The organism is Nostoc sp., assembly GCF_036917615.1.
Classification (GTDB): domain Bacteria; phylum Cyanobacteriota; class Cyanobacteriia; order Cyanobacteriales; family Nostocaceae; genus Nostoc.
This window is the reverse complement of the sequence record NZ_JBALCZ010000047.1, coordinates 12763-39390: the sequence shown is the minus strand read 5'-3', so window position 1 is coordinate 39390 and position 26628 is coordinate 12763. Positions and strand designations below refer to the sequence as shown.

26 protein-coding genes and 1 pseudogene are annotated in these 26628 nt (G+C 43.4%); 10 read left to right on the top strand and 17 right to left on the bottom strand.

Annotation, left to right across the window (positions count from 1 at the left end):
* Positions 1-10 precede the first annotated feature (10 nt).
* Positions 11-679: a Uma2 family endonuclease gene (locus tag V7K85_RS16090; protein ID WP_334814637.1), complete on the top strand. Its 669-nt coding sequence runs from the start codon at positions 11-13 to the stop codon at positions 677-679.
* 318 nt (positions 680-997) lie between these two features.
* Here V7K85_RS16090 and V7K85_RS16085 read toward each other — a convergent pair whose 3' ends face one another.
* The 3 genes from V7K85_RS16085 to V7K85_RS16075 all read right to left on the bottom strand — a co-directional run bounded on the left by V7K85_RS16085 (position 998) and on the right by V7K85_RS16075 (position 2315).
* A complete protein-coding gene (locus V7K85_RS16085; RefSeq protein ID WP_334814636.1) occupies positions 998-1855 on the bottom strand; it encodes an SDR family NAD(P)-dependent oxidoreductase in 858 nt (285 codons plus the stop codon).
* A gap of 62 nt (positions 1856-1917) precedes the next feature.
* The gene (locus V7K85_RS16080) at positions 1918-2145 is read right to left on the bottom strand and encodes a hypothetical protein (protein WP_334814635.1); all 228 of its coding nucleotides are present in this window, start codon (positions 2143-2145) and stop codon (positions 1918-1920) included.
* Between the two features lie 29 nt (positions 2146-2174).
* Positions 2175-2315 (bottom strand): hypothetical protein, encoded by a 141-nt coding sequence (locus V7K85_RS16075; protein WP_334814634.1) that lies wholly within the window; start codon positions 2313-2315, stop codon positions 2175-2177.
* A 444-nt stretch (positions 2316-2759) separates the two neighbouring features.
* On the opposite strand from V7K85_RS16075, the gene tatC reads away from it, so the two are divergent.
* Positions 2760-3554 (top strand): twin-arginine translocase subunit TatC, encoded by a 795-nt coding sequence (gene tatC, locus V7K85_RS16070; RefSeq protein WP_334814633.1) that lies wholly within the window; start codon positions 2760-2762, stop codon positions 3552-3554.
* Between the two features lie 41 nt (positions 3555-3595).
* Here tatC and V7K85_RS16065 read toward each other — a convergent pair.
* Together V7K85_RS16065 and V7K85_RS16060 are read right to left on the bottom strand one after the other, a co-directional pair.
* Positions 3596-4210: pseudogene (locus V7K85_RS16065) on the bottom strand (hypothetical protein).
* Between the two features lie 35 nt (positions 4211-4245).
* On the bottom strand, positions 4246-4554 hold the full coding sequence (locus V7K85_RS16060) for a DUF3067 family protein (RefSeq protein WP_334814632.1): 309 nt from the start codon (positions 4552-4554) through the stop codon (positions 4246-4248).
* Between the two features lie 229 nt (positions 4555-4783).
* Between V7K85_RS16060 and petC the strand changes: the two genes are divergently transcribed.
* Both petC and petA read left to right on the top strand, forming a co-directional pair.
* Positions 4784-5323, top strand: a complete 540-nt coding sequence (petC, locus tag V7K85_RS16055) for a cytochrome b6-f complex iron-sulfur subunit (protein ID WP_334814631.1) — start codon at positions 4784-4786, stop codon at positions 5321-5323.
* A gap of 106 nt (positions 5324-5429) precedes the next feature.
* Complete coding sequence (gene petA, locus V7K85_RS16050; protein ID WP_334814630.1) at positions 5430-6431, top strand: cytochrome f; 1002 nt, start codon at positions 5430-5432, stop codon at positions 6429-6431.
* Positions 6432-6678: 247 nt separating this feature from the next.
* Here the strand turns inward: petA and V7K85_RS16045 are convergent, their stop codons facing one another.
* The 11 genes from V7K85_RS16045 to grpE form a co-directional block, all read right to left on the bottom strand.
* Positions 6679-6879: a DUF2283 domain-containing protein gene (locus tag V7K85_RS16045; RefSeq protein ID WP_334814629.1), complete on the bottom strand. Its 201-nt coding sequence runs from the start codon at positions 6877-6879 to the stop codon at positions 6679-6681.
* Entirely contained in the window at positions 6876-7136 is a 261-nt protein-coding gene (locus V7K85_RS16040; protein WP_334814628.1) for a DUF4258 domain-containing protein, read from the bottom strand. Before V7K85_RS16040 ends, V7K85_RS16045 begins: the two co-directional genes overlap by 4 nt.
* Positions 7137-7558: 422 nt before the next feature.
* Positions 7559-7990 carry a GUN4 domain-containing protein gene (locus V7K85_RS16035; protein WP_334814627.1) on the bottom strand — a complete coding sequence of 144 codons (432 nt, stop codon included), beginning with the start codon at positions 7988-7990 and terminating at the stop codon, positions 7559-7561.
* Between the two features lie 141 nt (positions 7991-8131).
* A complete protein-coding gene (locus tag V7K85_RS16030; RefSeq protein WP_334814626.1) occupies positions 8132-9721 on the bottom strand; it encodes a glycoside hydrolase family 57 protein in 1590 nt (529 codons plus the stop codon).
* A 354-nt stretch (positions 9722-10075) separates the two neighbouring features.
* A complete protein-coding gene (locus V7K85_RS16025; RefSeq protein WP_334814625.1) occupies positions 10076-10645 on the bottom strand; it encodes a Uma2 family endonuclease in 570 nt (189 codons plus the stop codon).
* A gap of 43 nt (positions 10646-10688) precedes the next feature.
* The gene (locus V7K85_RS16020) at positions 10689-10883 is read right to left on the bottom strand and encodes a hypothetical protein (RefSeq protein ID WP_334814624.1); all 195 of its coding nucleotides are present in this window, start codon (positions 10881-10883) and stop codon (positions 10689-10691) included.
* A gap of 342 nt (positions 10884-11225) precedes the next feature.
* Positions 11226-12326: a small ribosomal subunit biogenesis GTPase RsgA gene (gene rsgA, locus V7K85_RS16015; protein WP_334814623.1), complete on the bottom strand. Its 1101-nt coding sequence runs from the start codon at positions 12324-12326 to the stop codon at positions 11226-11228.
* A complete protein-coding gene (locus tag V7K85_RS16010; protein WP_334814622.1) occupies positions 12323-12580 on the bottom strand; it encodes a sulfurtransferase TusA family protein in 258 nt (85 codons plus the stop codon). The genes rsgA and V7K85_RS16010 overlap by 4 nt, the downstream gene beginning before the upstream one ends.
* Entirely contained in the window at positions 12580-13710 is a 1131-nt protein-coding gene (dnaJ, locus tag V7K85_RS16005) for a molecular chaperone DnaJ (RefSeq protein ID WP_334814621.1), read from the bottom strand. Before dnaJ ends, V7K85_RS16010 begins: the two co-directional genes overlap by 1 nt.
* A 630-nt stretch (positions 13711-14340) precedes the next feature.
* On the bottom strand, positions 14341-16299 hold the full coding sequence (gene dnaK, locus V7K85_RS16000; protein WP_334814620.1) for a molecular chaperone DnaK: 1959 nt from the start codon (positions 16297-16299) through the stop codon (positions 14341-14343).
* A 225-nt stretch (positions 16300-16524) separates the two neighbouring features.
* Positions 16525-17274 carry a nucleotide exchange factor GrpE gene (gene grpE / locus V7K85_RS15995; protein WP_334814619.1) on the bottom strand — a complete coding sequence of 250 codons (750 nt, stop codon included), beginning with the start codon at positions 17272-17274 and terminating at the stop codon, positions 16525-16527.
* An 852-nt stretch (positions 17275-18126) separates the two neighbouring features.
* On the opposite strand from grpE, the gene V7K85_RS15990 reads away from it, so the two are divergent.
* From V7K85_RS15990 to V7K85_RS15975, 4 genes are all read left to right on the top strand, one after another.
* Complete coding sequence (locus tag V7K85_RS15990) at positions 18127-20139, top strand: GspE/PulE family protein (RefSeq protein WP_334814618.1); 2013 nt, start codon at positions 18127-18129, stop codon at positions 20137-20139.
* Between the two features lie 63 nt (positions 20140-20202).
* The gene (locus tag V7K85_RS15985) at positions 20203-21333 is read left to right on the top strand and encodes a type IV pilus twitching motility protein PilT (RefSeq protein ID WP_334814617.1); all 1131 of its coding nucleotides are present in this window, start codon (positions 20203-20205) and stop codon (positions 21331-21333) included.
* Between the two features lie 296 nt (positions 21334-21629).
* Positions 21630-22853 (top strand): type II secretion system F family protein, encoded by a 1224-nt coding sequence (locus V7K85_RS15980; protein WP_334814616.1) that lies wholly within the window; start codon positions 21630-21632, stop codon positions 22851-22853.
* Between the two features lie 134 nt (positions 22854-22987).
* A complete protein-coding gene (locus V7K85_RS15975) occupies positions 22988-23563 on the top strand; it encodes a hypothetical protein (protein ID WP_334814615.1) in 576 nt (191 codons plus the stop codon).
* Between the two features lie 118 nt (positions 23564-23681).
* Here the strand turns inward: V7K85_RS15975 and bioU are convergent, their stop codons facing one another.
* On the bottom strand, positions 23682-24686 hold the full coding sequence (bioU, locus tag V7K85_RS15970) for a (S)-8-amino-7-oxononanoate synthase BioU (RefSeq protein ID WP_334814614.1): 1005 nt from the start codon (positions 24684-24686) through the stop codon (positions 23682-23684).
* Positions 24687-24987: 301 nt separating this feature from the next.
* On the opposite strand from bioU, the gene V7K85_RS15965 reads away from it, so the two are divergent.
* Together V7K85_RS15965 and V7K85_RS15960 are read left to right on the top strand one after the other, a co-directional pair.
* Positions 24988-25209 (top strand): hypothetical protein, encoded by a 222-nt coding sequence (locus tag V7K85_RS15965; RefSeq protein ID WP_334814613.1) that lies wholly within the window; start codon positions 24988-24990, stop codon positions 25207-25209.
* Between the two features lie 257 nt (positions 25210-25466).
* A complete protein-coding gene (locus V7K85_RS15960) occupies positions 25467-25937 on the top strand; it encodes a hypothetical protein (RefSeq protein ID WP_334814612.1) in 471 nt (156 codons plus the stop codon).
* Positions 25938-26628: the final 691 nt, after the last annotated feature.

Genomic DNA, 26628 nt, shown 5'->3' with positions numbered 1-26628 from the left:
AGCGAGGGCGATGTACGCAACCGTCACACAACCACTGACTTTTGAAGAGTTTCTTGCCTGGGACAATGGTTCAGGCAGAAACTTTGAGCTATTGGATGGGATTCCGGTGCCATCATCAGAACCAAATGCAAATCATGAGGATTTGATCGAGCGACTGTGTACCTACTTAGAAAATCACTGCCAAGAAAATGACCTGCCTTACGTGTCGCGCCAGTCCAAGCAGGTTCGGCTCAAAACAGCACCAGGAGAAAAGGAAAAAAGCCGGAAAGCAGATATTGTCATATTTGCTAGAGAAGAATGGCAGAGGATGAAAACTAGCTCTAGTTCTGCTGCTGCATATATTCCACCACCCGGAATCATTGAGGTTGTTAGCAACAACTGGAAGGACGACTATCTGACAAAACTTGCTGAATATGTTCGCGTAGCGTCTCGTTCGCGTAGCGTCTCCGACAGGAGAAGAGAGGACTTGGGCGTTTTAGAGTACATCATTGTGGACTATGCTGCTTTTGGTGGCATTCGGTTCATTGGCTCTCCCAAGCAGCCAACCATTACAATCTACCAACTTGAAGATGGAGAGTATTTACCCCCAAAGGTGTTTCGAGGGCAGGATCGAATTGATTTTAGATTGTTTCCGAACATTCCCTTAACGGCTGAACAGATTTTTGCAATGAGTCGCTGATTAGCATTTCAGTCTTAGATAATGTTAAAGCTGTCAGTTTAACTTCTGGCGGCTCCACATTCTCTATTATTGGAATTTCTGGATGATTTTCTGACATCAGTCAAATTCATGCAACATTTTGAGCTGATGGTTTATTTAGTTAGTTATCTAGTGGATTCGCTATTGCTCAAGTTCACACCAATGCACTGCTGTGCGCCTACCGTATATTGCATCCAAATGAGAACCACTATATAGCCGATTTCAGTTGTGTAGAATACAGGTCGTAGACGCACAATGGCAATTGACCCAATCAACTTTAGTTCAGAGTTACTTTGTAATCTACAACCCCATTGTGTATAAAATTATCCGGTCATGCAGATGATCGGGCAAAATATGCTTCAGCACAGCTCCAATTTTGGCATCTTGTCCAACGAGATAGCGTGTCTTGGGTTGTTTTGCAGTCAGCGCATGGACAACAGCCTGAGCAACAATATCCGCAGAAATTCCCTTAGATGCGATAATCTGCATTTTCTTCCGGACAATATTCATCGCCTGACCGTAGAGATTTTGTGCCCATTGTGGTAGATCCTGCTGTGCTATTTCAGATTGATTTAGGGATTTTTCCCAGATTGGAGTAGCGATCGCACCAGGTTCGATAATGGAAACGGAGATTCCCCAAGGACGTAACTCCATCCGCATTACATCATTGAGTCCAACGAGGGCAAATTTGGAAGCATTGTAAGCTCCCAGGAACGGCGTTGGACTTATACCAGCAATTGAACCCATATTGACAATTCGACCCCGACTTTGGCGTAATAGACCAAGAAATGCTTGTGTCACTGCTAATTGTCCGGTGACATTAACCTGCATCTGGTGTTGAAATTCTGCGATCGGTAATAATTCTAAGGGACCTGGGACAGCAATTCCGGCATTATTTACTAAACCTAAAATTCCCGCACCACCGACTGCATTTGTGACCTTATCAACCGCAGATGCGATCGATTCGGCGTCAGTAACATCTAAAAAAATCGGAATGAGCCTTTGTGAAGCTTTCTGTTTAAGTGTTTGAGCATCAATATCTTGACGCACGCCAGCAAAAACAGAGAAGCCCAACTGGTCTAAAAGCAAAGCACACGCCTGACCAATTCCTGTTGATGCTCCTGTAACCACTACTGTAGATTGATTTTCTGCAACCATTAACTCTCTCCGTACTATGATGAAACTGCTATAATTACGAATTAAAAATTACGAATTTAGTATCAATCTCTGCAAGTACCAGCGCGAAGGCAATCTTCGGTTTGGTCATCTCTAGCTGATATTTGCCACGGAAAGTGTGACTGAGTATTTGTGCTATAAACGATTAGAGCAGTTATTCTGGAAAGCTGGTTTTCGACAATTGACACGTCACTACTACAAATATTGCCTAGTTCAGCATTGTATAAATAAATAGGCAATGCCATTAGTCCAATGCAAATTGTCCGATTCATAAAACCTCAGCTAAAAATTTCCGATTGCGCTATGTATAGATGCCACCTTGATGAACCGGATTTTCAAAACTGAGTATTATATGTTGATGTTGTGTCAATTTACTCAGCGCTAGTAGCCGCAGAGACGTGATTTCTAAATTATCGGTTCCACCCTTTTTAAGGTTAGGCATTGCCTACAAGATGGCCTCCTACTAACTTATGCAGATGCAACCCCAAAAAACAGGACAAAAAACCCACAGCACCCAAAAACATATCTTGGTAACTGCATTCCCCGGATAAAATAATGAAGAGTGCTGAGTTAAAAGTGCTGAGTCACCGAAATAGACGATGACCGACAAAGAAAAGGATACAAGCCCATAAATAAATGATGCTGTTGGTCAATTAACTCTAAGTCTGACCCTTCACCACTAAACTTGGGGATTTGGAGGAAATATTTGCTCAAATTTTCTCCCCCTGCCTCCCCTGCCCTTGGTGTAACCCCCGATTAATTCGCCAACAACATCATAAATTTAGGGGATTGTTAATTTTGAATTTTGGGGAAGTTTGATCGGAGGTTTCCTCCGATCAAACTTTCCAAGACGAATGCGTGAATTTTGAATTCGGAGCGAAGCGACGTGACGCCTTCACAAGACGTAGATACTGTAAACGTTCCCAACATCGACCCAGAAGGATATGGCAACTCAGACACCGATCCTCTTGATGAGTTGCCAGGTGAAGTCGAAATGTCCCTTTTCGACCACCTAGAAGAGTTGCGACAGCGGATTTTCTATTCGCTGATTGCCGTAGCGGTGGGTATTATTGGCTGTTTCTTTGCCGTTAAGCCGATTGTCCAGCTACTTGAGGTTCCAGCACAAGGAGTAAAATTTCTCCAACTTGCACCTGGAGAATATTTCTTTGTCTCTCTCAAAGTTGCAGCCTATACTGGCTTCGTACTTACTAGTCCTTTCATTCTTTACCAGATTATCCAGTTTGTGCTTCCAGGACTGACTCGCCGCGAACGCCGTTTACTGGGGCCTGTGGTTTTGGGTTCAAGTGTGCTGTTTGCGGCGGGATTAGTATTTGCCTATTTACTCCTCATCCCCGCAGCTTTGAAATTTTTCATCAGCTACGGAGCAGATGTAGTCGAACAACTTTGGTCAATTGATAAATATTTTGAATTTGTGCTGCTACTGTTATTCAGCACTGGTTTAGCATTTCAAATTCCCATCATCCAACTGTTGCTCGGTAATTTGAATATTGTCTCCTCTGAGAGGATGGTTTCTGGTTGGCGTTACGTGATTATGGGAGCAGTGGTTTTAGGAGCCGTTCTTACACCTTCTACTGACCCCCTAACTCAAAGTCTCTTAGCAGGAGCAGTTTTAGCGCTTTATTTCGGTGGTGTTGGACTGGTGAAGCTCACAGGTAAATGACGATTGCATTGGTTCAATTCCAAATTCCAAAAAATCTCAACTTAGTTAATTAGTGCAGTTAGTAAGATCCTAACCACTATTTCCAACTCTTCGGTCACTCGATAAAGGTTGATTGCTTGCTCAATATGCTGTGTCTGTCGATATAATCTGCCAAATTGCCAAACATTACCTGTTGTTACTGCTCCTAATATTTCTGTTTGAGTGGAATCAGTCCACCGATCAAGAGCTATCATCTCAGTTGCCAGTTGTATAAATCCCCTATTTATATCTGCTTGCTTGGCTTCAATCACAATTAAATTAGTTTCTGTTCTGAGAAAATAATCAAAATTACCTTGAAGTCGATTATCAACTTTGATAGTGTATTCAATTCGTAATTTAGCGCGGGAATAGTGAATTAAATCAGTAACAATGGGCGCAATTAGCATTTCCCGGCGTGTAGCTTCATTCTCCAAATCTACATACGGTAAAACTTCCTCAATTCGCTGCTTGAGGTCACCAAGTCGGTCTAATGTGCCAGAATATTGTGGTAAATTAATAAATTTTCGCTCGAAGGAATAACCAAATTCCGCAACTAAATCGTCAACCGCAAACCCTAACTAAAAGTAATTACTAAAAATATATGAGCGATTTGGGTCTAGCAATGGTTGGCGGCTCATTTGAGTTTCCTCTAATTTGTCAAAGCAATAGCGGGTCATAATATCCATTCCGAAGAACGTTCACCCAAATCTAGAGGAATGCTAACAGCTTTACCGAGCCGAGGGCGATCGCGTGTTTGGGCAATAAATTTTTGTACCTGTGTTGACCCACCCAAGGCATGAAGATAATTAGCAATGCTATCAAGATGCTCTTGGTACTCTGTCTCGCTCAAGGGAAAAGAAGCTTGCTCCAAGTATTTCCACATTACTTGCAAAAATATCTTTCCCTGTGCCCGCCGGAACTGGACATCGTAAGAATATCCCCACTTATCAAGCAACATCTGGCGTAATTCCTGTCCTGTCATAGCTTTTCTCAATCAGATTTTACATTTAGTTATGATGTTAAGTTCCGTGACTCCAGTATGATAATGATATAAAGAAATGTAATGCTAACAGAAAAGATGCTAAATATATCTTGGAACAGAGAAGTATGGCATCGTTGTGAGCGCTAGCATTTCGACTTAGACAAGAGTTCCTCAAGTACTAGTACTTTTGTCAAAATGCTTAACAAAATACACAAAGAGCGCGTAGATTATGGCTCAATTTTCTGAATCAGCAGATGTGCCCGATATGGGGCGTCGTCAGTTCATGAATCTGCTCACTTTCGGGACTGTCACTGGAGTGGCTCTGGGTGCATTGTATCCCGTTGTCAAGTACTTTATTCCACCTGCAACTGGTGGTGCTGGTGGCGGTGTAACGGCAAAAGACGAGCTAGGTAACGATGTTAGCGTCGCTAAATTTCTAGAAAACCGGAATGCAGGCGATCGCAACCTAGTCCAAGGCCTAAAGGGAGATCCTACCTATATTGTGGTCGACAGCAAAGAGGCGATCAAAGATTATGGCATTAACGCCATCTGCACCCATTTAGGTTGTGTCGTCCCCTGGAACGTTGCTGAGAACAAATTTAAGTGTCCTTGTCATGGTTCCCAGTATGACGAAACTGGTAAGGTTGTTCGGGGCCCAGCACCTCTGTCTCTGCCTTTGGCGCATACCAATGTAAACGACGACAAAATCGTTTTGACCCCTTGGACTGAAACCGACTTCCGCACCGGTGATGCACCTTGGTGGGCTTAATAATTTTGTCCTTAGTCCTTAGTCATTTGTCCTTTGTTTAGGGCTTAATGACTAATGACTAATGACCAATGACTAATGACTAATTAAATCGTTGTCCTTATTAGAGATGAGAAATGTTTTCATAACAGCGAGGTTAACTCGCAGTGCTAGAGCGATTGTAAAAACATTGCTCATAGCGATCGCTACCGTGACATTTTTCTTCACTAGCGATGTAGCCCTTCCCCAATCAGCTGCCGCCTATCCCTTTTGGGCACAGGAAACCTATCCCGAAACCCCCCGCGAACCAACTGGGCGGATTGTTTGTGCTAACTGTCACCTAGCGGCCAAGCCTACAGAAGTGGAAGTTCCTCAATCGGTGTTACCTGACACTGTATTCAAAGCTGTGGTGAAAATCCCTTACGATCTAAGCGCCCAGCAAGTTGGTGCTGATGGTTCCAAGGTTGGCTTGAACGTCGGTGCTGTACTGATGCTACCTGAAGGCTTTAAGATTGCTCCCGAAGACCGTCTTTCCGAGGAACTTAAAGAAGAAGTTGGCGACACTCCCTTCCAACCCTACAGCGAAGACAAAGAAAATGTCGTCATCGTCGGGCCTTTACCTGGTGAACAGTATCAGGAAATCGTCTTCCCGGTTCTTTCTCCCAATCCCGCAACCGATAAAAACATCCACTTCGGTAAATATTCAGTTCATTTAGGTGCTAACCGGGGACGCGGACAAGTTTATCCAACTGGCGAAAAGAGCAACAACACTGTTTACAACGCTTCCGCTACTGGCACAATTACCAAGATTGCCAAAGAGGAAGATGCAGACGGTAACGTTAAATATCTAGTCAACATCCAACCGGAATCTGGTGATGTTGTCGTTGATACGATTCCTGTGGGGCCAGAACTGGTTGTTTCCGAAGGGCAAGCAGTTAAGACTGGTGAAGCTTTGACCAGCAATCCAAATGTTGGTGGATTCGGTCAATCAGATGCAGAAATCGTATTGCAAGACGCCTCTAGAGTCAAATGGATGATTGCGTTCATCGCTCTTGTAATGTTGGCTCAAGTTATGCTGGTGCTGAAGAAGAAGCAGGTTGAGAAAGTCCAAGCTGCTGAGATGAATTTCTAAATTCTTTGTTTGCTAAATCATTACTTCTGAGACAGGCAAGATGCCTGTCTTTTTTATGTGTTATGGTTCCAAGTCTGTATATAAAACTCAGAGGTTTATATGCATTTCCTGAAAGTATTGATAATCTGCTTGCAGAATGTGAGTTAGAAAATACTGGCGAGCAAAAAGAAGATTAAAATAAGTTAGACATCGCAAATCTCACTACACTGAAATCACACATTAAACTGATTAGCAAAACAATTATCCTCTACCTACCACTGATAGAATACTCAACCGAACGAGGGTTATCCATGCGTTTAGAAGCGTCTATTATTTCCAATCCTACTATGTTTCCAGCTTCGTCATAGTCTAAAATTATTCCTGGGTTATCTTCATCACTTTCTTCAATTGGCGTATTACTAAATATAATTCTTAAAACGTCAACATCTGGGTCGTAGGTAATCTTCATGGTTGTCTCCAATATTTATCAATTTTCGTAGTTCGGTAAACAGTAATTACAACTTTAGGATCAATATCATCTGCAACAATAACACGTAGTAAGAATAGTTTGCCGTTACCAAAGTCAACTTTTGATTGATATACTTTGCGCCCATCTCTTTCTAGTAAAATTTGCTGAGGATTTTCTAAAACAGATTCAACTAAAGAAAGAAAAATTCCTCGTCTTTGCATTTCTGTTTGCGCGTGACGAGAAATTTTGTATGTCATTTAATCTCTATATTAATAACTTTATCTATTCTGCGTTTAGCACAAGATTTACTTCTGCTATTGAAAGGGTCAAATTTATCTTTATGACGGCGATTTACCGTTATTGAGCCGTAATCGACTACGGGGCGTAGTTTACCGCCGTAGGCATCGCTACCTTAATTGGATTAATTTTATATCTTACAGTTTAGAAGTCTCGATGCGAGAGAAGATATCCAGTCCCACCCATGACCATTACCCCAATCTACGCCACCACTGTAGAGACTATTAAAAGTATCTACAGAATGAATATATAATGTCCACTTCCACACGGGGAGGTGTCCTTTTGGTACTTTTATATCAAAAGTAATAGTATTATAATTAACCCACCCACATCTCCATAACCCGCCTCTATTCTTCCAGCCTACAGCCTCACCAAACCCATCCTAAATCTCAAATGAGTGCGTCCTGCTTCCACCCAAACCTTGATAAATTTGCTTTTGCACAGAGAAACCAAAGCGCCCGTTGCTGTGTTCTACCCATAGCTGGTTAATAGTGCGGAGGTCTTCACAGGGAAAATTGTCAATATCTTGAACACGTAACCAACCTTCTTCTTCTCTTTTCGCTACTATGAACATCACTCGTTCTGTTTCTTGATTAGCTAATTTCCACTTCCCGGCTGCGAGTAAGTCCCATAATCGGCTATAGTCCATCCCCACAGATGATATTAGTTCAACATCATCTAATTTTGGTAATTTGGGATTTTGAATGGTAAATGTTGGATTAGGAAGATAACAAGTCTCGACGCGAGAGAAGAAAGCACCCAACCCGCCTCGACGCAACCAACAAACAGGGAGATGAGCGATAGGTGACAGCATTTGACAAACCCTTACACAGGCTAAGGCTTGCTCTGTTGTTGGTAAAATACTTGTACTGAGCTTTGCCGAAGTAAACGCTCTTCACTACTAATATAAGATGGGCAATGCCCACCTTACTGCTGTTGATTACTTTGTGTGAGACTATAGCGGACGGTAGACGCGATAGTTGATTTCGGGGAAGATATTATCCATTAACTCCACTTTTTCTAACCAACCACTGTCAATTTTGCCGATTTTCACGTCTTCATAGAGCTTATTGAACCGCATCAGGTGCGATCGCGTCCGTCTGACTGCATAGGGTACCATAGTTCCCGTCCGCATAATAAATGCCCAGTCAGAAGATTGTGCTAATAACAATTCCCGCGCTGCTTGATTCAAGGCTTTCCACCCCAGTTCATCCTCTGGTTCCAGGTGCGATATTTCAATCATCCGTTCAGCAGCTTTGTGCAAATGCGGATAAATCCACGCATTTGTTTCATTCAACCAATACTCGTGGAAACCCTTGAAACCCCAACTCGACTGCGAAGGACGACAGACTTGCTGACTTGGCTGATCTCGCAAATAGTCTGCTAAATGGGTCATTTGATATGTTTTTTGGTCATACCACGACTTGCGGAATAGGTAATCAATGAACCAAGGGCCTTCATACCACCAATGTCCAAATAACTCTGCGTCATAAGGCGAAACGATAATTGGCGGGCGCTGCATCATACCATAGAGATGCTCAGATTGCTGTTCTCGGTTATACATAAAGTTAGCAGCATGTTCTGCCGCCTTTTCCCGTGCCCAATACGGATCGTAGAGTGCCTTATCTGAAAGTCCTAAGCCACGCCCCGTAATTTTGTGATACTTAATGCCCGTATTTTTCCGCTGACCATTGGGCATAATGTAGGGCTTGATGTACTCATATTCTGCTTCCCAGCCCAAATCTTTGTAAAATTCTCGATATTCCGCCGCCCCAGGATAGCCCACCTCAGAAGACCATACCTGTTGAGACGATTCATGATCTCGACTAAAGACAGCAACACCAGTTTCTGTATAAATTGGCGCATAAGTGCCAAAGCGCGGACGGGGACGGGCGTAAAGGATGCCATGCCCATCAGTGAGGAAGTAGCGTAACCCAGCATCGGCTAGCATCCGCTCTAAACCTTCATAGTAGGCGCATTCCGGCAACCAAATGCCTCTGGGTGCTTGTCCAAAGGTTTGTTCGTAATGTTCGCAAGCTACCTGAATTTGCGCCCACACTGCTTCTGGATACATTTTCATCAACGGTAAATAGCCGTGGGTAGCACCGCAAGTGATGATTTCCAGGTTGTTACTGTTTTGGAACTGCTTAAAAGCTGTCACCAAGTCACCGTTGTAGCGTTCCCATAGTTGACGCGCTTCCTTAAACTCAGTAACGTAATGTTCGGCTAAATAACGAAGATGCCCGTTGTTGACATTATGTTCTGCTTCTAATTCTATAAGTTCTTCTAGTTGGGCTAAGTGTGCTTCATAGCGTTCTTGAAGCAGAGGATCACGAAGCATCGACACTAGAGGTGGTGTCATACTCATCGTGATTTTAAAGTCGATACCGTCTCGCTTTAAGCCTTCAAATACTTTCAATAAGGGGATGTAGGTTTCTGTGATGGCTTCATAGAGCCATTCTTCCTCCAGCACGTAGTCACTTTCCGGGTGACGAACGAAGGGCAGATGTGCGTGGAGTACAAGCGCGACGTAGCCGATAGCCATAGTGATTTTGGGGTGATACTTGTAAGTTGAAGGTCGAGAAGTTGGGCTGAAATTAACAATATTTTAAGACTTTATGGGGATCGTAAGGTAGATTTATAGCAGTTTTCAATTAATTTAAAAGCCTTGTGCCAATCTTTCAGTCCCTATCTTTAGATATGGGTTTTTCCCCTTGTCCTCTTTTGTGACCTTTGTACCTTCTAGTTTAATAATTATTATTTGAGCCACGTTCGCGTAGCGGACGCACCAGAAGGCACGTTAGCGCAGCCTCTTGCAGAAAAGAATTTTACTTTTGCCTTTTTTGGTGAAGTTGAGTTTGAAGAGCGATGCCTACGGCGGCCTACGCCTACACCAGAATTATACAAAAAAACGCTGAACTCGAACGCAGAAACCTGGTAACAATGGTGATGTGATTTCGTCATCAGCGAGCAAGGTTGCTATCAGTTTTAATTGGGCAGCTTCTCTGTGATAAACTTCTAGCTGCTGTAATTGCCAATTTGCAATCCAATATTCTTGGACTCCTGTGGATGAGTATAGTTTCAGCTTGGCTTCTCGGTCTCGACGTTGATTGGTTGTCCCAGGAGAAAGCACTTCTGCAATGAGTTCTGGCGCTCCTCTCAAATGCCCTTCCTCATCTAGCAATTGTGCTAAACGCTCACGACTGATCCAAACTACATCGGGTATGACATTATCGGCATCTGTGAAAATAATGCCGGGAGTTGTAATAGGTTCACCTAGTTTACTGGAGCGAGACCAAATTTCTAATTCTAAATAAATATTACCAGCAGTTCGCTGATGTTTCCAGTGAGGCGCTCTAGTCACAAATAATTCTCCGTCAATAATTTCATAGCGCTTCCATTCGTCAGTTGTGAGTAATTCTAAGTCTGAGGTTGTCCAATGGACTTTATCAGATATTGTTTGGTTCATAGCACTATTTTCCCATGCCTAGTTTAAAGATAAAATTCTATTTTCAAAATATTTGCTCAGGATCAATACCTGCGGTTCGCAAGCGTTCTGCCAATATTGCAGCCCGTTGACGTTCTTGTTCTAGTTGTTGATTTGCTTGCTTTAACTGTTGATTTACTTGCTGTAACTGTTGGTTTGATTCTGCCTCTGGCAACATCACCAGCTGCCTATCTGGTGTAAAAAAACGTAATTTGCCCAAATATACGATCCCAAGGGGGGTTCGTCACTATAGATGTCGCCTGGTGGCAAAATTATCCTCTCAGTGACATCTTGTAAACTAGGGGCTGAGACATACAAGATAGTTTTTCTGTTTATATCCATGCTATCGTGAGAAACTTTTATATAAAGGTGCGACGCCGATAGCGTACCCCTACGGGGAAGCAAGCTACGCGCAGCGTCTCGTAGAGAAGCGTTAGCGAGTCTTCTCCCTTGGCGCTAGCCTCTCCCTTTGGGAGAAGGGGAGACGCCAAAGGCGATAGCGCAGCATTAGCGAGTCATCGAGCGTCACGAGCGTCACAGCCCGTCCTAGAAATCGCACTCCTTATTCCTCATCCCGATATAACTCCTGCAAGTCCTGTAACTGAGTCTTGCGGGAAATTCGGCGATATTTTTTACTTTCTAGCTTGGGTTCATATTGACTCTGCCCTTTGCCTTTGCTTTTTAACTTCAAGGTGGATTCTGGATCAGCTTGTTGGTGCAGCTGAGTTTGATGAGCGATCGCAGCATCCAAAAATTCTAAATAATGTTCATATCGTTCCCAGTCTCCCCGCACTGCACACTCCGGCTCGTCTCGATGCAGACAATCACTAAACCGACAGCTAGCAACTGCTAACCGCTCTCTTGCTTCTGGGAAATAATGGATTAATTCTTCTGGGATACAATCCATGTCAGGCTGATTAAAGCCGGGGGTGTCTGCCAGCAAACCACCACTAGGCAACTCAAATAATTCTATATGGCGAGTGGTATGACGACCACGCGCTAGTTTGCCAGAAACTTTTCCCACTCGCAGCTCAAGAGAATCAATCAGCGAATTAATCAGGCTGGATTTGCCAACGCCGGAAGGACCAGCAATTACAGTAATTTTATTGCTCAAATATCTGGCTGCTTGGTCGGTATTTATGCCATCTTTGACGCTGATAAATATTGGTTGATAGCCCCAACCAAGTAGACGATCGCTAACTTGCTGCCGTTCGTGCTGTGAAATTAAATCACTTTTATTTAAGCATAAAAGCACATCTAAGCCAGTAGACTCAGCCTTAATTAGAAACCGACTCAGCTGATAAGGTTCCAAAGGTGGATCAGCGACGGCAAATACCAAGAGAATTTGGTTGACATTGGCGATCGCCGGACGATCTAACTCACTTTCGCGGGGTAAAACATCAGCGATCGCTCCCCGTCCTCCAGCCCAATCTGGCTCTTCTACCACAACGCGATCGCCTACCATTACCTGTTGCCCAATTTTTTTCAGGCGTGTTCTCCGGGTACAAAGCAGGAGAGGGGGATAAGAAAGATGAGAATCTTGCTCCCCCATCTCCCTCATCTCCCCCTGCTCTTGATCCAGCTGTACTCGGTAAAAATTAGCCTGCACGGCTAGCACCGTACCTAATAACTGTCCAGTTGCGGCAAAATTTTCCCCTGTCATTGGCCAGTAACTGGACGGCGCACTAACAGAGAAAAATAACTAGTGCAGTCTGTAATTTGTTCCACTTGATAACCTGCCATTGTCAGACTATCGGGAACCTGCTCAATCGGCTCACCTGGATCTAGCCAGACTTCTAGCAAACCCCCCAATGGCATTTTTTCTAGACGTAGTTTTGTCCGCACAAAATTAATTGGGCAAGGGGTGCCGCGTAAATCAAGTTGAGCATCGGGAGTTGAAATAAAAGAGGGCTTCATTACTTAAATAGATTTCCCAAGAATCCTTCTAGACCGCCTTTACCAGTGCGATCTCCCTTAATTTTAGCCAGCTTCTCCAACAGTTCCCTCTCCTCTGGGGTCACTTTATTGGGAATATCAATTAATATGTTCAGCATATGATCCCCACGACTTACGGGATTACCCAAGCGGGGTACGCCGCGATTTTCCAACTTCATTACCGTATTGGGCTGAGTTCCAGCTGGAATAATCAGTTCTACTAGCCCATCTACCGTATCTACCTCTAACCGACAACCTAAAATCGCTTGCAGGTAGCTAACTTTGATCTCCGAGAGAATATTAATGCCATCCCGTTGGAATTCCTCGTCCTCATTCACGAACAAGTAAACGTATAAATCCCCAGGAGGACCACTACGTTGACCAGCATCTCCTTCACTAGAAATCCGCAAGCGTGTGCCATTATCCACCCCAGCTGGAATGGTAATTTTGAGTTTCTTTGTGACTTGATTTGCACCCTTCCCATCACAGGCATCACATTTGTCTTCAATTACCATCCCTGTCCCATTACAGGTGGGACAAGTCGAGACTTGGGTGAAACTGCCAAAGGGTGTTCTGGTAACACGACGGACTTGACCCGATCCGCTACAAGTCGAACAAGTCCGAGGGCGGGTTCCAGGTTTAGCACCAGAACCGCTACAGACTTCACAATTTTCTAGATGCGAAATGCGAATTTCTTTTTCACCGCCAAACACCGCTTCCCGAAAGTCTAACTTCAGGTCTAGCCGGAGGTCATCACCCCTGGCAGGCCCACTGCGCCGTCTTTGTTGCGTGGGACTACCCATACCGCCACCAAAGCCACTAAAAATGCTTTCAAAGATATCGGCAAAACCACCCATATCGCCGACATCTTGGAAGCCGGCGCCAGCAGCACCTGAGACACCCTCTGGGCCAAAGCGATCGTAACGAGCGCGGGTTTCTGGTTCTGAGAGAACCTCATAAGCGCGGTTAATTTCTTTAAAGCGATCCTCCGCCCCCGGTTCTTTGTTCACGTCTGGGTGATACTTCCGGGCTAAACGGCGATAGGCTTGTTTGATTTCTTCTTTGTCGGTGTCACGAGAGACACCCAGGATTTCATAATAGTCGCGGGCCATATAGCAAAGGTAAAAGTTAGAAGGAAGAAAGCAGAAGTCAGTAGAACGTCACAATCACTTGCTACCCTACGGAAAAGCGTTTTGTCTACAGAAATGGAAGAGCAACACAGTATCCGTTTAGAAGGCGGCTTGCCGGAGGTCAGGCAGAAGATAAAATTAATTTTTGTTAATAACTGATTTTACCCTTTACCTTTTACAAAAATCACCGACAAATCTTGAGCAACAGGTGCTTTCCTCGTGGGAGACGACAAAAGCTATAGAAGTTAGGAGCTGGTTGTAAGCCTCTGCTCAGACTTCTCACTGCCGAGTCGGCTGTCTCTTTTACAATTGTGCTACGTAGGAGAGGAAAACCCCGCTCATCAACCAGAGGGGCTAGCCGCACCATTAGGTGTGGAAAACCACCCATATGCAATGGAAGTGCATCTGAACTGGCACACAGCCTAGCTCAAAGTAATTTGCTTCTACAATCTAGCAAACCGCTGGGGTCTTGTGAAACTTCGCTAAATTTATAATCAATATATTTAGATATATTAAAGTGTCTTAATAAAAATCTGCAAATCAGAGGAGTGGGGAGTAGGGAAGGCAGGGGAAGAAAACTATTGGTATTGACCAATGCCCAATGCCCAACCCCTAATCTATCGCCTCATAATCAGCCTGTGCGGTACTTTCTTCGTCAAAATCAAAGTTGAATTGTGGTATTAGTGTGCCATTCATTGGTGAGTCTACTTCTGGGGTAAAAAGACTAGCTGAAGCCTCCTCAATCTCATCACTTTGGCTGTTAGCTCGATTGTAGACATCAGCACCAATTGCCAGCAGGGTTTGTTGGAAGTCGTCTAAGCGCTGCTTAAATTCCACTGTGGAGATGCTGGAGTCAATCATTGCAGCTTGGAGTTGTGAAACTTTTTCACTGGCCAAGGTTTTCATCTGTTCGCCGATAAAGTTGCCATTTTCCTTGATGGTGGATTCGTAACTGAACAACAGATTATCTGCTTGGTTTTTGAGTTCGACCAGTTCTTTACGTTTTCTATCTTCTTCGGCAAACAGTTCAGCCTCTTGGCGCATCCGTTCGACTTCGTTGTTACTCAAGCCACCTGTATTGGTAATCCGAATACTCTGTTCTCTACCTGTACCTTTGTCTTGGGCAGAAACCTTCAAGATGCCGTTGACATCGATTTCAAAGGATACTTCAATTTGCGGCACACCACGGGGAGATGGGGGAATTCCTGCTAGCAGAAACTTGCCGAGACTCTTGTTATCTCGTGACATTGCCCGTTCACCTTGGAGAATGTGAATTTCCACCGAGGTTTGCCCATCAACTGCCGTGGAAAAAACTTGTGACCTACTCGTAGGAATTGTGGTGTTGCGTTCAATGATTTTGGTGAACACTTCACCCAAGGTTTCAATTCCCAAGGACAGAGGGGTGACATCCAATAGTAAGAGATTATCGACTTCGCCACCCAATACACCTGCTTGGATAGCCGCTCCCAATGCTACGGCTTCGTCAGGGTTGATAGAGCGATCAGGGGCTTTGCCATTGAAAAATTTAATTAACGCGTTTTGGACTGCGGGAATACGCGTAGAACCACCTACCAAAATAATCCGATCTATGGCTTGTGGTTTGAGATCCGCATCTTTGAGCGCTTGGCTCATCGGTTCGATGGTCGCTTCAATTAAATTAAGTGCGAGTTCTTCAAATTTAGAGCGGCTGAGTTCCATCTCCAGATGCTTTGGGCCAGTGTCATCAGCCGTAATAAACGGCAAATTGATAGAGGTATTCACCATGCTGGAGAGTTCAATTTTTGCCTTTTCTGCTGCTTCCCGCAAGCGTTGCAGTGCCATCTTATCTTGTGAAAGGTTGATTTTTTCCTCTTGCTGGAAGCGTTCCATCATCCAAAGCACGACCGCATTATCAAAGTCGTCTCCACCCAGTTGATTGTTACCACTAGTCGCCTTAACTTCAAAAACGCCATCCCCAAGTTGCAGGATCGATACGTCGAAGGTGCCGCCTCCCAAGTCAAATACTAAAATTAGCTGCTCTTGGTCTTGCTTTTCCAATCCGAAAGCTAAAGCCGCAGCTGTTGGTTCATTGATGATTCGCAGGACTTCTAGTCCTGCAATTGTGCCAGCATCTTTAGTTGCTTGTCTTTGGGCATCTGTGAAATATGCTGGTACGGTGATCACTGCCTGAGTGACCTCCTCACCCAAGAAGTTTTCCGCATCCTGCTTGAGCTTTTGCAGGATCATGGCGGATAGTTCTTGGGGCGTATAGTTTTTTGAGCGAATTTGGACATCAACGGTTTCGTCTCGACCTTTGATGCAGTTGTAGGGGACGCGATCGCGTTCTACTTCAGTGTCTTCCCAACGCCGCCCGATGAATCGTTTAATACTGTAAATTGTGTTTTCGGCATTGGTTACGGCTTGGCGCTTTGCCAATTGACCAACCAAGCGATCGCCACTCTTTCCAAATCCCACAATACTTGGAGTAGTTCGTCCACCTTCAGAATTGGAGATCACAAGTGGTTGACCGCCCTCCAAAACTGCGACGCAACTGTTAGTAGTGCCTAAGTCGATCCCAATAACTTTTCCCATGTTTAACAGTATTCTTACTGAGTTTTTCGGCTGTAATGTGTCGCATACTAACTTTTTTGCTACGAACAAAGGCTAGCGGATAACGTCTGTGGAACCCCTGCTGCTGGTAGCAACGCCAGAAGTTGAAACACACATTATCCAAAGCCTTGTCCAAGTTTTAGGTACGCGATGCTCGTCCTTGCTAGAACCCAGGCACTTTAGGTCAGCGAGGCAAGCGACTACAGCTTAACTGAAGGCTGAACTCGACTGATCTTCTGGTGCAGCAGGGCTATCTTCCTTGGGAGCAGCTACTTTGACCATTGCATGGCGTAGCACGCGATCGCCCAAGTAATATCCGCGCACTAACTCTTCTAACACTGTTCCTTCAGGATGTTCATCCGTAGGTTCCCGCATTACTGCTTCGTGCAGGTTAGGATCAAATTCTTGACCTTCAGGACGCATTGGTGATACACCCAAGCGCTTCAGGCTATCTACTAATTGTTTGTAAACGCCTTGGTAACTTTTGTGCATTGTCATTTCGCCATCAGATTGCGGTTTGAGGTGCGATCGCGCCCGCTCAAAATTATCGACCACTGGCAGCAATTCCAAAATCGTGTTCCGCTTCATCTGCACCTCTAGCTCTTCTTTTTCTTTGCTAGTGCGTTTACGGTAATTCTCAAAATCAGCGGCAATCCGCATATATTGAGTACTACGTTCTTCTAGTTGCGTTTTGAGAGACTCGATTTGTTGAGTCAGTTCTGCCAAAGCTGCTGTTTTTACTTCAGTTTTCTCAGTTGCAGCGACGCCATTTTCTTGATTGAGAGTAGCCGTATCCCCCGGTACATTGGTTTGGGCTGCCACTTGCTCTGTAACCTCGCTGCCAGATTCATTGAAATTAATTTGGGCTGGGGAGTCACTCTTCATTGCTTGCTTTACCTCTGTTGGTTCACCTAATTGCTGGCTTGGATTGTTTATCTGTTTATTTTCATCCATCATTGTCTACTCATTCCAGATGCTTTTTATGGCAGTGTATCTCCACAGCTTGCAACCGTAGTCATCCACACTTGCCACTGAGGCTGATTTTGTTGCCGACAAGTTCCTGGAAGTGATGTAACCGTCCTCTTATTGTGACAAATGGTGAACACGTTAGCGTAGACGCCATTAAGGCGGTAACCCGAACGAGTAGTCTACCTCTAGGAGTAAGTAATTTGGAAGAGTGGGGCTGAATGTGATTCGCCCCTCATCTTATTCATGAGTCAGTTTTTTAATAAATTACTACTTAAAATTTAACCATTTATCAAATATTGTCATTCCTTCGGAAGTGCTAACTGTTGAATGCTGAGTCAGATGTTTTGAATCTTGACTTTTCACGTCATGTGAAAAAATTAACGCGAAATCTCCAACCCTACAAGGGTTGAAGAACAATTTAAAGCCTCTTCCCTACTAGAGCATCGATTCAGTAATTAAAAACCTAACCCCCAGGTCCCTTCCCGACAAGGGAAGGAGGAGCCAAACTCCCTTCTTTGAAGCAAAGAGGGGTTGGGGGAGAGGTTCTTCCAGAATTACTGGATTGGTGTTCTAGAGAGAGGTTTTTTAGATAAGAGTGAAAAGTCAGGTTCTGAGTCTTGGGTTGTACCCCATAACTGAAAGTTTGTGGATTGAGCGAGTCAGGAGTTTCTATTTTCTCCACTACTACTTCTTTTTGACTCAGCACTTAGCGAGAACTCTGAGTGGCGGCTTGTGACACTCAGAAGTTCAGTGACTCAGGACTTTTTTGGTAAATGAGAATTCTGTCTCACAGTAGGGGAATACTTTAAGCAGAGGTTTCCCCTACTCATTCGCTCATTTATGACTTACTCGTCACCACAACGGCGCAGTACCGCTCTAACTACCAGAACAGAGTTTTCGCCCTTCGGCAACAAGCTAGTGCTATCTGGCTATGCCAATACCGAACAGATGAGGCAGGCACTAATTGAAAGCCGCAAATCTGGCAAACCCCTAACTGAAGTTCTAGAGTCAATCACTGGGCAACAACTATCACCTGAGTTGCTCAGGCAATACAAAAAACAGCAGCTATTTGAACTTAAAATACTATACGGTGTTGAATTCCTCGATCCGGAAGTCAACTCTGTTGGCAACACCATGATGGGGAACCTGATTGAAACCCTCATCCCAGTGGATATCTGTCGTCGCCATCGTTTAGTACCACTGTCGAAACACGAAGACCAAACCCCGCCCTCAGTTTTAGTGGCGATGGTCGCTCCAGATAATCTAGAGGCTTCCGATGACCTGAACCGCATCTTGCGCCCCCAAGGCTTGGCATTGCAGCGCATGGTGATTACACAGGAAGACTACCAACAGCTAATCAACCAATACTTGGATGAAATGGCTGTTAAGCAAAAGCACCTGGAACAAGCAAAATTTACAGATATTAATCAGGATTTAGAAAACCTCGGAAATCTCGATATTTCGGATGCTCCTGAAGAAATGGAGGCTGATCTAGGGGCAGCGATGAAGGGTGCAGAAGATGCCCCAGTCATTAACCTAGTTAATAGAATCCTGGCTAAAGCCTTGCATGAGGGCGTTTCTGACATTCATATCGAACCGCAAGAAGAAAATTTACGTATTCGCTTTCGGAAGGATGGGGTACTGAAGGAAGCCTTCGATCCCCTACCGAAAAAAATCATCCCGGCGGTGACAGCCCGATTTAAAATTATCTCCAATCTAGACATTGCTGAACGCCGTTTACCCCAAGATGGACGTATCCGGCGATTGTTTGAGGGACGTAAGGTGGATTTCCGTGTGAATACCTTACCCAGTCGCTACGGGGAAAAGGTAGTGCTGCGGATTTTGGATAACTCTTCAACCCAACTGGGATTGAATAAGTTAATTAGCGATCCAGAGACTTTACGTATTGTCCAGGATATGGTTAGCCGTCCCTTTGGTCTAATTTTGGTGACTGGGCCAACTGGTTCTGGGAAAACAACCTCGCTGTATTCTGCACTCTCAGAAAAGAATGATCCCGGAATTAATATCAGTACCGTAGAAGACCCAATTGAGTACAGCCTTCCAGGGATTACTCAAGTACAGGTGATTCGGGAAAAAGGGCTGGATTTTGCTACCGCTCTGCGGGCTTTCTTGCGGCAAGATCCAGATGTGCTGTTGGTGGGAGAAACTCGGGATAAGGAAACGGCAAAAACAGCAATTGAGGCTGCCTTGACGGGTCACTTAGTATTAACTACCTTACATACCAATGATGCCCCAGGAGCGATCGCTCGTTTGGGAGAAATGGGTATTGAGCCTTTTATGGTTTCTAGTTCCCTAATTGGCGTATTAGCTCAACGTTTGGTGCGGCGTGTATGTTCTGAATGTCGTATTCCCTACACTCCCACAACCGAAGAATTGGCTCGTTATGGTCTATCAGCTTCCTCAGATGTCGGAATCACCTTCTATAAAGCTAACAGCTTGACATTAGAAGCGATCACAGAAGCCAAAAGTAAAAATCAGCTTTGCCCAGCGTGTAACGGCGTCGGCTACAAAGGGCGTTGTGGTGTCTATGAAGTCATGCGAGTCACCGAAAACCTGCAAACTCTTATCAACGAAGATGCACCCACAGAACGGATCAAGGAAGTCGCAATAGAAGAGGGCATGAAAACCTTGCTGGCTTACAGTTTGGACTTAGTGCGTCAAGGTGCTACCACCTTAGAAGAAGTAGAACGGGTGACGTTTACCGATACGGGTTTGGAAGCAGAATTAAAAGCCAAACGCAAGACTGGTCTTACCTGCCGGACTTGCGATGCCACATTGAAACCAGAATGGCTCGATTGTCCCTACTGTATGACATCTCGGTTTCAAAATTAGGCAAGAGTTAAGAGTTATTACTTTTGAATTTGGACTAAACAAATAACATAAGGAAGCAGAACTATGGAAATGATGATTGAAGACCTGATGGAGCAGTTGATTGAAATGGGTGGCTCGGATTTGCATTTATCCGCAGGTTTGGCTCCCTACTTCCGGATCAGTGGCAAACTCACTCCTATAGGTGAGGAGGTATTGACAGGCGATCAATGTCAAAGGCTGATTTTTAGTATGCTCAACAATACCCAGCGTAAAACTTTAGAGCAGACCTGGGAGTTGGATTGTTCCTATGGTGTTAAGGGTTTAGCTCGCTTCCGGGTCAATGTTTATAAAGAACGTGGTTCTTATGCTGCTTGCTTACGGGCATTAAGTTCTAAAATTCCTAACTTTGAAAAATTAGGTCTGCCAGATATAGTGCGGGAAATGTGCGATAAGCCCAGAGGACTAATTCTAGTGACAGGCCCTACAGGTTCCGGCAAAACAACTACTCTAGCGGCAATGATCGACTTGATTAACCGCACCAAAGCAGAGCATATTTTAACGGTGGAAGACCCAATTGAATTTGTCTACGAACCAATTAAAAGCTTGGTTCACCAGCGGCAACTAGGAGAAGATACTAAGAGCTTTGCTAATGCTTTGAAAGCAGCTTTGCGGGAAGATCCAGATATTATTTTGGTAGGAGAAATGCGCGATTTGGAAACGATTTCTTTGGCGATTTCCGCAGCGGAAACAGGACACTTGGTATTTGGTACGCTACACACCAGTTCTGCCGCCCAAACTGTTGACCGGATTATCGACGTTTTCCCCCATGAAAGACAAACCCAGGTGCGGGTGCAATTGTCTAATTCGTTAGTGGGGGTATTTAGCCAAACCTTGGTGTCCAAGAAAAACCCTAAACCCGGTGAGTATGGTCGGGTGATGGCTCAAGAAATTTTGATTGTCACTCCCGCTATTTCTAACTTGATTCGAGAAGGCAAAACATCTCAAATTTACTCAGCTATTCAAACTGGCGGCAAATTGGGGATGCAAACTCTGGAGAAGGTTTTAGCCGATTTTTACAAAGCAGGAACGATCTCCTTTGAAGCCGCGATGTCTAAGACTTCTAAGCCAGATGAAATTCAACGTCTCATCGGTACTGCTACACCGCAAGCAGCTGCCGCAGGTGCCAAACCTGGTGCGGCTGCTAAAGCGCATTAAAGTAACTGGGGTTTGGGGAGATGAAGGGGATAAAAAACCCTTGACCGTACCAATTTTAGATTTTAGATTTTAGATTGAAGAATTAAAAATTATTTCGGTTCATGCCCCAATGCCACTTGCTTTATGCCGGGAAACCCATCCACCGCAATGGCTCCCCCTAGTGGGCGGAACAAATCCCAAATTTAAAATTTTTAAGCCCTGTAACCTTGTGGTCGGGGTCAATCCAAAATCAGCAATCCAAAATCCAAAATTGATTGACCATTCTAAATTTTTAATTCGGAATTTTGAATTTATTTATGCCAAACTACGTTGCCCGTGTTCGAGATTCTCAAGGAAAATCCCGAATAGAAAAAATTGTTGCCGAATCCTTGGTACAAGCTCGTACTAATCTCAGAGAACAAGGTTTTGTAGTCCAAGAGATTAAACAATCTCTTGGATTTCAGGCAAATTTTGACTTAAAGAAATTCCAGAATTCCTTAGTTAAGGTTTCTGTGAAAGACAAAGCCGTTTTTTCCCGTCAATTTGCCGTTTTGATGAATGCGGGAGTTGCGATCGTTAGAAGTCTGGGGGTACTTTCTGAACAGTGTAGTAACCCTAAACTGAAACAAGCTCTTATGGAGATTAGCATCGATGTTCAAAGCGGAATGAATCTTTCAGAGTCAATGCAGAAGCATCCTGACTGCTTTGATGGATTATATGTGAGTATGATTCAAGCTGGCGAAATTGGTGGTGTTCTAGACGAAGTATTGAATCGTTTAGCTAAGTTGTTAGAAGATGTTGCCCGCTTACAAAACCAAATTAAATCAGCATTGTCTTATCCAACTGTCGTGGGTTTTATAGCAGTTGCTATCTTTCTCGGCATGACAATTTTTCTTATTCCCATTTTTGCCTCGATTTTTGAACAAATCGGAATTACATTACCACCTCTAACGCAATTCTTGATGGATGCTAGTAAATTTTTGAGAAGTCCGAAGGCTGTGATTATTCTCGCTATTCTTATCGGACTAAAATTTGCTTATTCACAATACGGCAAAACTCCTAATGGTCGCATAACAATTGATCGTCTTTCCCTCAAGATGCCGTTATTTGGTGACTTAATTCAAAAATCTTCAGTTGCCCGCTTTAGCCGGACTTTTGGTTCTTTGACTCGTTCAGGTGTACCAATTTTAACTTGCTTAGAAATTGTCCGAGATACATCAGGAAACCAAGTGATTGCCAATGCCATAGATGCAGCCCGCATGGAGATTCAACAAGGAGGTATGATTAGCATTGCTTTACAAAAAGATGCCGTTTTTCCGGCTATGGCAATTCAGATGATTAGTATCGGAGAAGAAACTGGAGAACTAGATGCAATGTTGATGAAAGTCGCCGATTTCTATGAAGATGAAGTCGAGCAAGCAGTAAAAGCAATGACCAGCATTTTGGAACCAGTGATGATTGTAGTTCTAGGAGGAATGGTTGGAACCATTTTGCTAGCAATGTATCTGCCTATGTTTAAGGTATTTGAAAAGATGGGATAGAGGATTAAAAGTTAGAAGTTAGGAGTTAAGAGTTAGGAGTTTAAACTATTTATTTTTCATCCTTATTCTTAACTTTTAACTACTTTATTGTATTTCTAACTTTTCACTTCTGACTCCTAACTATTTAATAAACTATGACTGTGCAAAAATCTCATTACGAAGCGAGTTTGGCAGAGTACAGCAATCATCTAGCTGCGATCACCTTACTAAAGCAATATCGGCCATACTTGGAGATGATTCCCAGTCTGCGCCGTCCAGATGAAAGTGTCATCACTATACCCTTGCCAATTGTCCGTCTTCGCAATACTGCTACAACAGCCCCACAAACGATTTGCTTACCTTGTGATGTGGCAATTTTGATGTGCGATCCAGAGTGGAAAATCAAAACTGGAGCCGAAATTTTAGTCTTTATTCATCGTCCTCATGAAGACTTTTCTGATTTGTTAAGACGTTGGCGACAAACCCAAGTTTGGTTGGACAATGATTATGAGTGGTTGATGCCTCTTTGCCACAGTCATATTTTGAGTGAGGGAGCTAATACTATATATCCTCTGTTTGTCGTTTTTAGTGAGACTTTAGAACGCATCCCAAGAGGCCTCGTGGGAGCCGAACTCCCATTTATTATGCAAACACCAGATTCACTGCTTGAGGAGAATTTCACAGATATTTTCTCTCCACAAATTCCACCAGCCGAAAAAAGTGAGGAGTAAAGAAGTTAGGAGTTAAAAGTGAGGAGTTAAGAGTTTAAAATTGCAAATTCTGAATAAAGCTAGAGATTTTTAAGTCTCAAGTTTAGGTTTTTAACTCCTAACTCCTAACTCCTAACTATTACTTGACAAATTGGGGCATAATTTCGGCAGCGGTGAATATTCCATAGATACCGCGTTGGTGCAATTGCTTACCAGCTTTGAGATAGCCAAAGGCAGGGCCGCAGACATTGGCTGCCATACTGGTTTCATCTCCCAGAGTAAAGGTATGAGTGGAAATCTTCCCTTCAAAGGTGCGCCCTGTTACCTTAACGTTAGTGCTGAGGGGCTTTTTGAGATTGCGAGTATCAACTACACCACCAACAGTAACGCGATCGCGCCCCACTATTCCCGCTACCTCTAGCATCACATCATCAGCGTGTTCCATATTCGTCAAAGTAAGCACGCCATTAGTTTTATCTAGTAGTGCTTCTACTTCGGCATCAGTCATCGCCTTAGCAGTTTCCACTGTGTAACCAGGCATATGGCCAATATCTTCCCGAACAGTGGCGCGGTAAGCTTCCCAGTTGGCAATTCCCACGCCAAAGGTAATTTCGACTTGATGAATTTCGGCGTAGCTTTGGGCGGCTAAAGCGGCGGCGGCGGTTAACAGTCCGGGCGTAGCACCACAGCCTGTCATGTACGTAATTCCGGCTGCTTGCAGTTCTTCTTTCATTGCCAGTAGTTGTTCTACAGCAGTGGTGCGCTTAATCGCATCCACTAGCACCCCACGCCAACCAGATTTGATAAACTGCTTGGCTACAGAGGGAATAAAATCATTTGGTAGGTTGGGTAAAGCCAGAAAATACCCATCCACACTTTGAGCTATTTCAATTACATCCTGAATACTTTGATTTGTTAAGGTACCAACTGGCTCTAAATGACCTACCGAATCTTGGGACTGGTAGGTGGCGATGCATTCTTGAGTATTTAAACCATCAGCAGCGTAAGCGTAGCCTTTATGATCTGCTGCTGCAACTAAAATCATTTCCTGTTTAGCAGCAAGTACCTTGGCGGCGGCTTGTCCGAGTCCGCCGAAACCTAGTACTCCTATGCGTATCGCTGGCGAAATATTTGCTGTACTCATAGTTAATTACTTAAGTTGAATCACAATCCTTCAAACTTTACCATCTCAGCTTGTGGCTGATGGCTGACAGCTTTTAGTTATAAAGGTTAATTATGCTTCATTATCCTGGTTTCTTGCCCAAGCAAATCAGTTTTTTCACCAGAAATTCTTGCTGAGTGATTTAGGCTTGAGCAAATTTTCACGCGAAATAGCATCAAAAATCCAAATATACCTTAAAGCGATGCCTACGGCTGGCTACGCCTACGCATGATGGTAGTGATGAAAGCGATCGCATAATAGATATAGAGTAGAGAGCGAAATAATGCTAAAAACATTCAGAGCTTGGTTGAAAGGAAGTCGTTTAGAGTGGATTGATGATGTACCTACATTGGGAGAGCAACTAATCCCAGTTCATGTTACATTGCTGGAAAATGAATCACTCCTCAATAAAAAAGCACGGGGACGGAGAATGGCTGAAATATTAGAAAAAATTGCTGTAAGTCAATCTATGACTGATGTTAATCCAGTTATATGGCAGCAATAAACCCGGCAATATCGTTCACTTCCAGGACGATAAAACGTGCTGATCGATAGCAACATTATTATATATTCTGCTCAACCAGAAAACGCCCAATTGAGAGACCTTACTGAATTGTGTTGTACTTTTGGTGGACGTTCAGGAGTACCCAACATCGCTGTGTTTATTTTGAAGATAGTTTTGCGAAATATTCTTCATTGCTTGAAGCAAAATTAAACAGCCAAAGTGTTTAAATAGGAAATGATGTAACTTATAGTTGAGATATGCGATTCGATGAATTAGAAAAAGAACGTCAACGCAACCGAAGTCTTGCTCAAGAAAAGTTTTCTGAACGCATATCAGTTATAAAAAACTGTATTGATACACAGCATGAATATGCTGAATTATTTTTCGGGTTGCTTGAACACCGTCACCTTACGCAGCATGGTGATGCAGAAAAACCAATATTTTCAGCAGTAATCAAAAATGAAATTGCTCTTTACTCAAGCCTAATATTAACTTTAGACGGTTTACACGGTTCGGGTTTAGCTTTACTAAGATCAGTCTATGAAGCTTTAATGATTGCAAAGTTTGCTTCTCTACGAAAAAGTGATAATCTCATATCAAAGTGGATAGCTGGAGAAACAATTTATTTGTCAAATGCAATTTTGAAAAAAATTGTTACGCCAGAACTTAAAGAATTAAAAACTCTTTGGGGAACATTGTGTAACGTATCCCATGCAACTATTTATTGATATCAAGTATTAACCAGATTTGAAGATTTAGAAAAACAAATAGCAGTTAATATTGCTATTTTGATAATGTTATAAGGTTGCAACTTCCACTTAATAAATAAGCACTATGTCACCAAGGAAATGGCATATTTAGTAAAACAATATCACAGGAAAGAAGGCGAGTTTCAACGTTGCCGAGATGCAGCAAAAATTGCTGTCCAAACAGCTACAATATTTATTTTTGATCCGGCTCGGCAAGTTCTAAGGGAGTATTCTAGGGTTTGGCAACTAGCTCCTTCTATAAGTTCATAAATTTAAAATAGTATTTTTACTTATTGATTAGTTGTGACGTAGAGGTTATTTGCTACCGCCTACTTAATAAGTATGGAGTAGCTAGCGCTCTGACAGCATACGCTGCGCTCCATGCAACTGAACTGGAAACCTTTAATACAATAGGTAAACTTAATACTAATAATAAAACTTCTCAATAATTTCTACATTTTTGTAACTCACCTAGCTAGCTATACTACGTCTAATGCTTGTTTTTAGGGCTTTTGCAGCTTACTTAGAAAGCTCAGTTATTACCTTGACTAATCGATGAGGTTAAGAGAAACTAACTAAATACTGATGCGTCTACTTCTAAAATTAATAATTTTTGTAAAGATTTTGAGATATATATGTTGAAAGATGGAACATTATTTAACAAATGGCA

Bases quoted from the DNA above. Each gene is read 5' to 3' on its own strand.
- V7K85_RS15990 (WP_334814618.1), top strand. From the start codon at position 18,127: ATGACTTACTCGTCACCACAACGGCGCAGTACCGCTCTAACTACCAGA.
- grpE (WP_334814619.1), bottom strand. From the start codon at position 17,274: ATGATGGATGAAAATAAACAGATAAACAATCCAAGCCAGCAATTAGGT.
- V7K85_RS16040 (WP_334814628.1), bottom strand. From the start codon at position 7,136: ATGACATACAAAATTTCTCGTCACGCGCAAACAGAAATGCAAAGACGA.
- V7K85_RS15985 (WP_334814617.1), top strand. From the start codon at position 20,203: ATGGAAATGATGATTGAAGACCTGATGGAGCAGTTGATTGAAATGGGT.
- V7K85_RS16030 (WP_334814626.1), bottom strand. From the start codon at position 9,721: ATGGCTATCGGCTACGTCGCGCTTGTACTCCACGCACATCTGCCCTTC.
- V7K85_RS16060 (WP_334814632.1), bottom strand. From the start codon at position 4,554: ATGACAGGACAGGAATTACGCCAGATGTTGCTTGATAAGTGGGGATAT.
- V7K85_RS16025 (WP_334814625.1), bottom strand. From the start codon at position 10,645: ATGAACCAAACAATATCTGATAAAGTCCATTGGACAACCTCAGACTTA.
- V7K85_RS16080 (WP_334814635.1), bottom strand. From the start codon at position 2,145: ATGAATCGGACAATTTGCATTGGACTAATGGCATTGCCTATTTATTTA.
- V7K85_RS15980 (WP_334814616.1), top strand. From the start codon at position 21,630: ATGCCAAACTACGTTGCCCGTGTTCGAGATTCTCAAGGAAAATCCCGA.
- dnaK (WP_334814620.1), bottom strand. From the start codon at position 16,299: ATGGGAAAAGTTATTGGGATCGACTTAGGCACTACTAACAGTTGCGTC.
- V7K85_RS15975 (WP_334814615.1), top strand. From the start codon at position 22,988: ATGACTGTGCAAAAATCTCATTACGAAGCGAGTTTGGCAGAGTACAGC.
- dnaJ (WP_334814621.1), bottom strand. From the start codon at position 13,710: ATGGCCCGCGACTATTATGAAATCCTGGGTGTCTCTCGTGACACCGAC.
- V7K85_RS16085 (WP_334814636.1), bottom strand. From the start codon at position 1,855: ATGGTTGCAGAAAATCAATCTACAGTAGTGGTTACAGGAGCATCAACA.
- V7K85_RS16090 (WP_334814637.1), top strand. From the start codon at position 11: ATGTACGCAACCGTCACACAACCACTGACTTTTGAAGAGTTTCTTGCC.
- petC (WP_334814631.1), top strand. From the start codon at position 4,784: ATGGCTCAATTTTCTGAATCAGCAGATGTGCCCGATATGGGGCGTCGT.
- V7K85_RS16010 (WP_334814622.1), bottom strand. From the start codon at position 12,580: ATGAAGCCCTCTTTTATTTCAACTCCCGATGCTCAACTTGATTTACGC.
- petA (WP_334814630.1), top strand. From the start codon at position 5,430: ATGAGAAATGTTTTCATAACAGCGAGGTTAACTCGCAGTGCTAGAGCG.
- V7K85_RS16035 (WP_334814627.1), bottom strand. From the start codon at position 7,990: ATGCTGTCACCTATCGCTCATCTCCCTGTTTGTTGGTTGCGTCGAGGC.
- V7K85_RS15965 (WP_334814613.1), top strand. From the start codon at position 24,988: ATGCTAAAAACATTCAGAGCTTGGTTGAAAGGAAGTCGTTTAGAGTGG.
- V7K85_RS15960 (WP_334814612.1), top strand. From the start codon at position 25,467: ATGCGATTCGATGAATTAGAAAAAGAACGTCAACGCAACCGAAGTCTT.
- rsgA (WP_334814623.1), bottom strand. From the start codon at position 12,326: ATGACAGGGGAAAATTTTGCCGCAACTGGACAGTTATTAGGTACGGTG.
- V7K85_RS16075 (WP_334814634.1), bottom strand. From the start codon at position 2,315: ATGCCTAACCTTAAAAAGGGTGGAACCGATAATTTAGAAATCACGTCT.
- bioU (WP_334814614.1), bottom strand. From the start codon at position 24,686: ATGAGTACAGCAAATATTTCGCCAGCGATACGCATAGGAGTACTAGGT.
- V7K85_RS16045 (WP_334814629.1), bottom strand. From the start codon at position 6,879: ATGAAGATTACCTACGACCCAGATGTTGACGTTTTAAGAATTATATTT.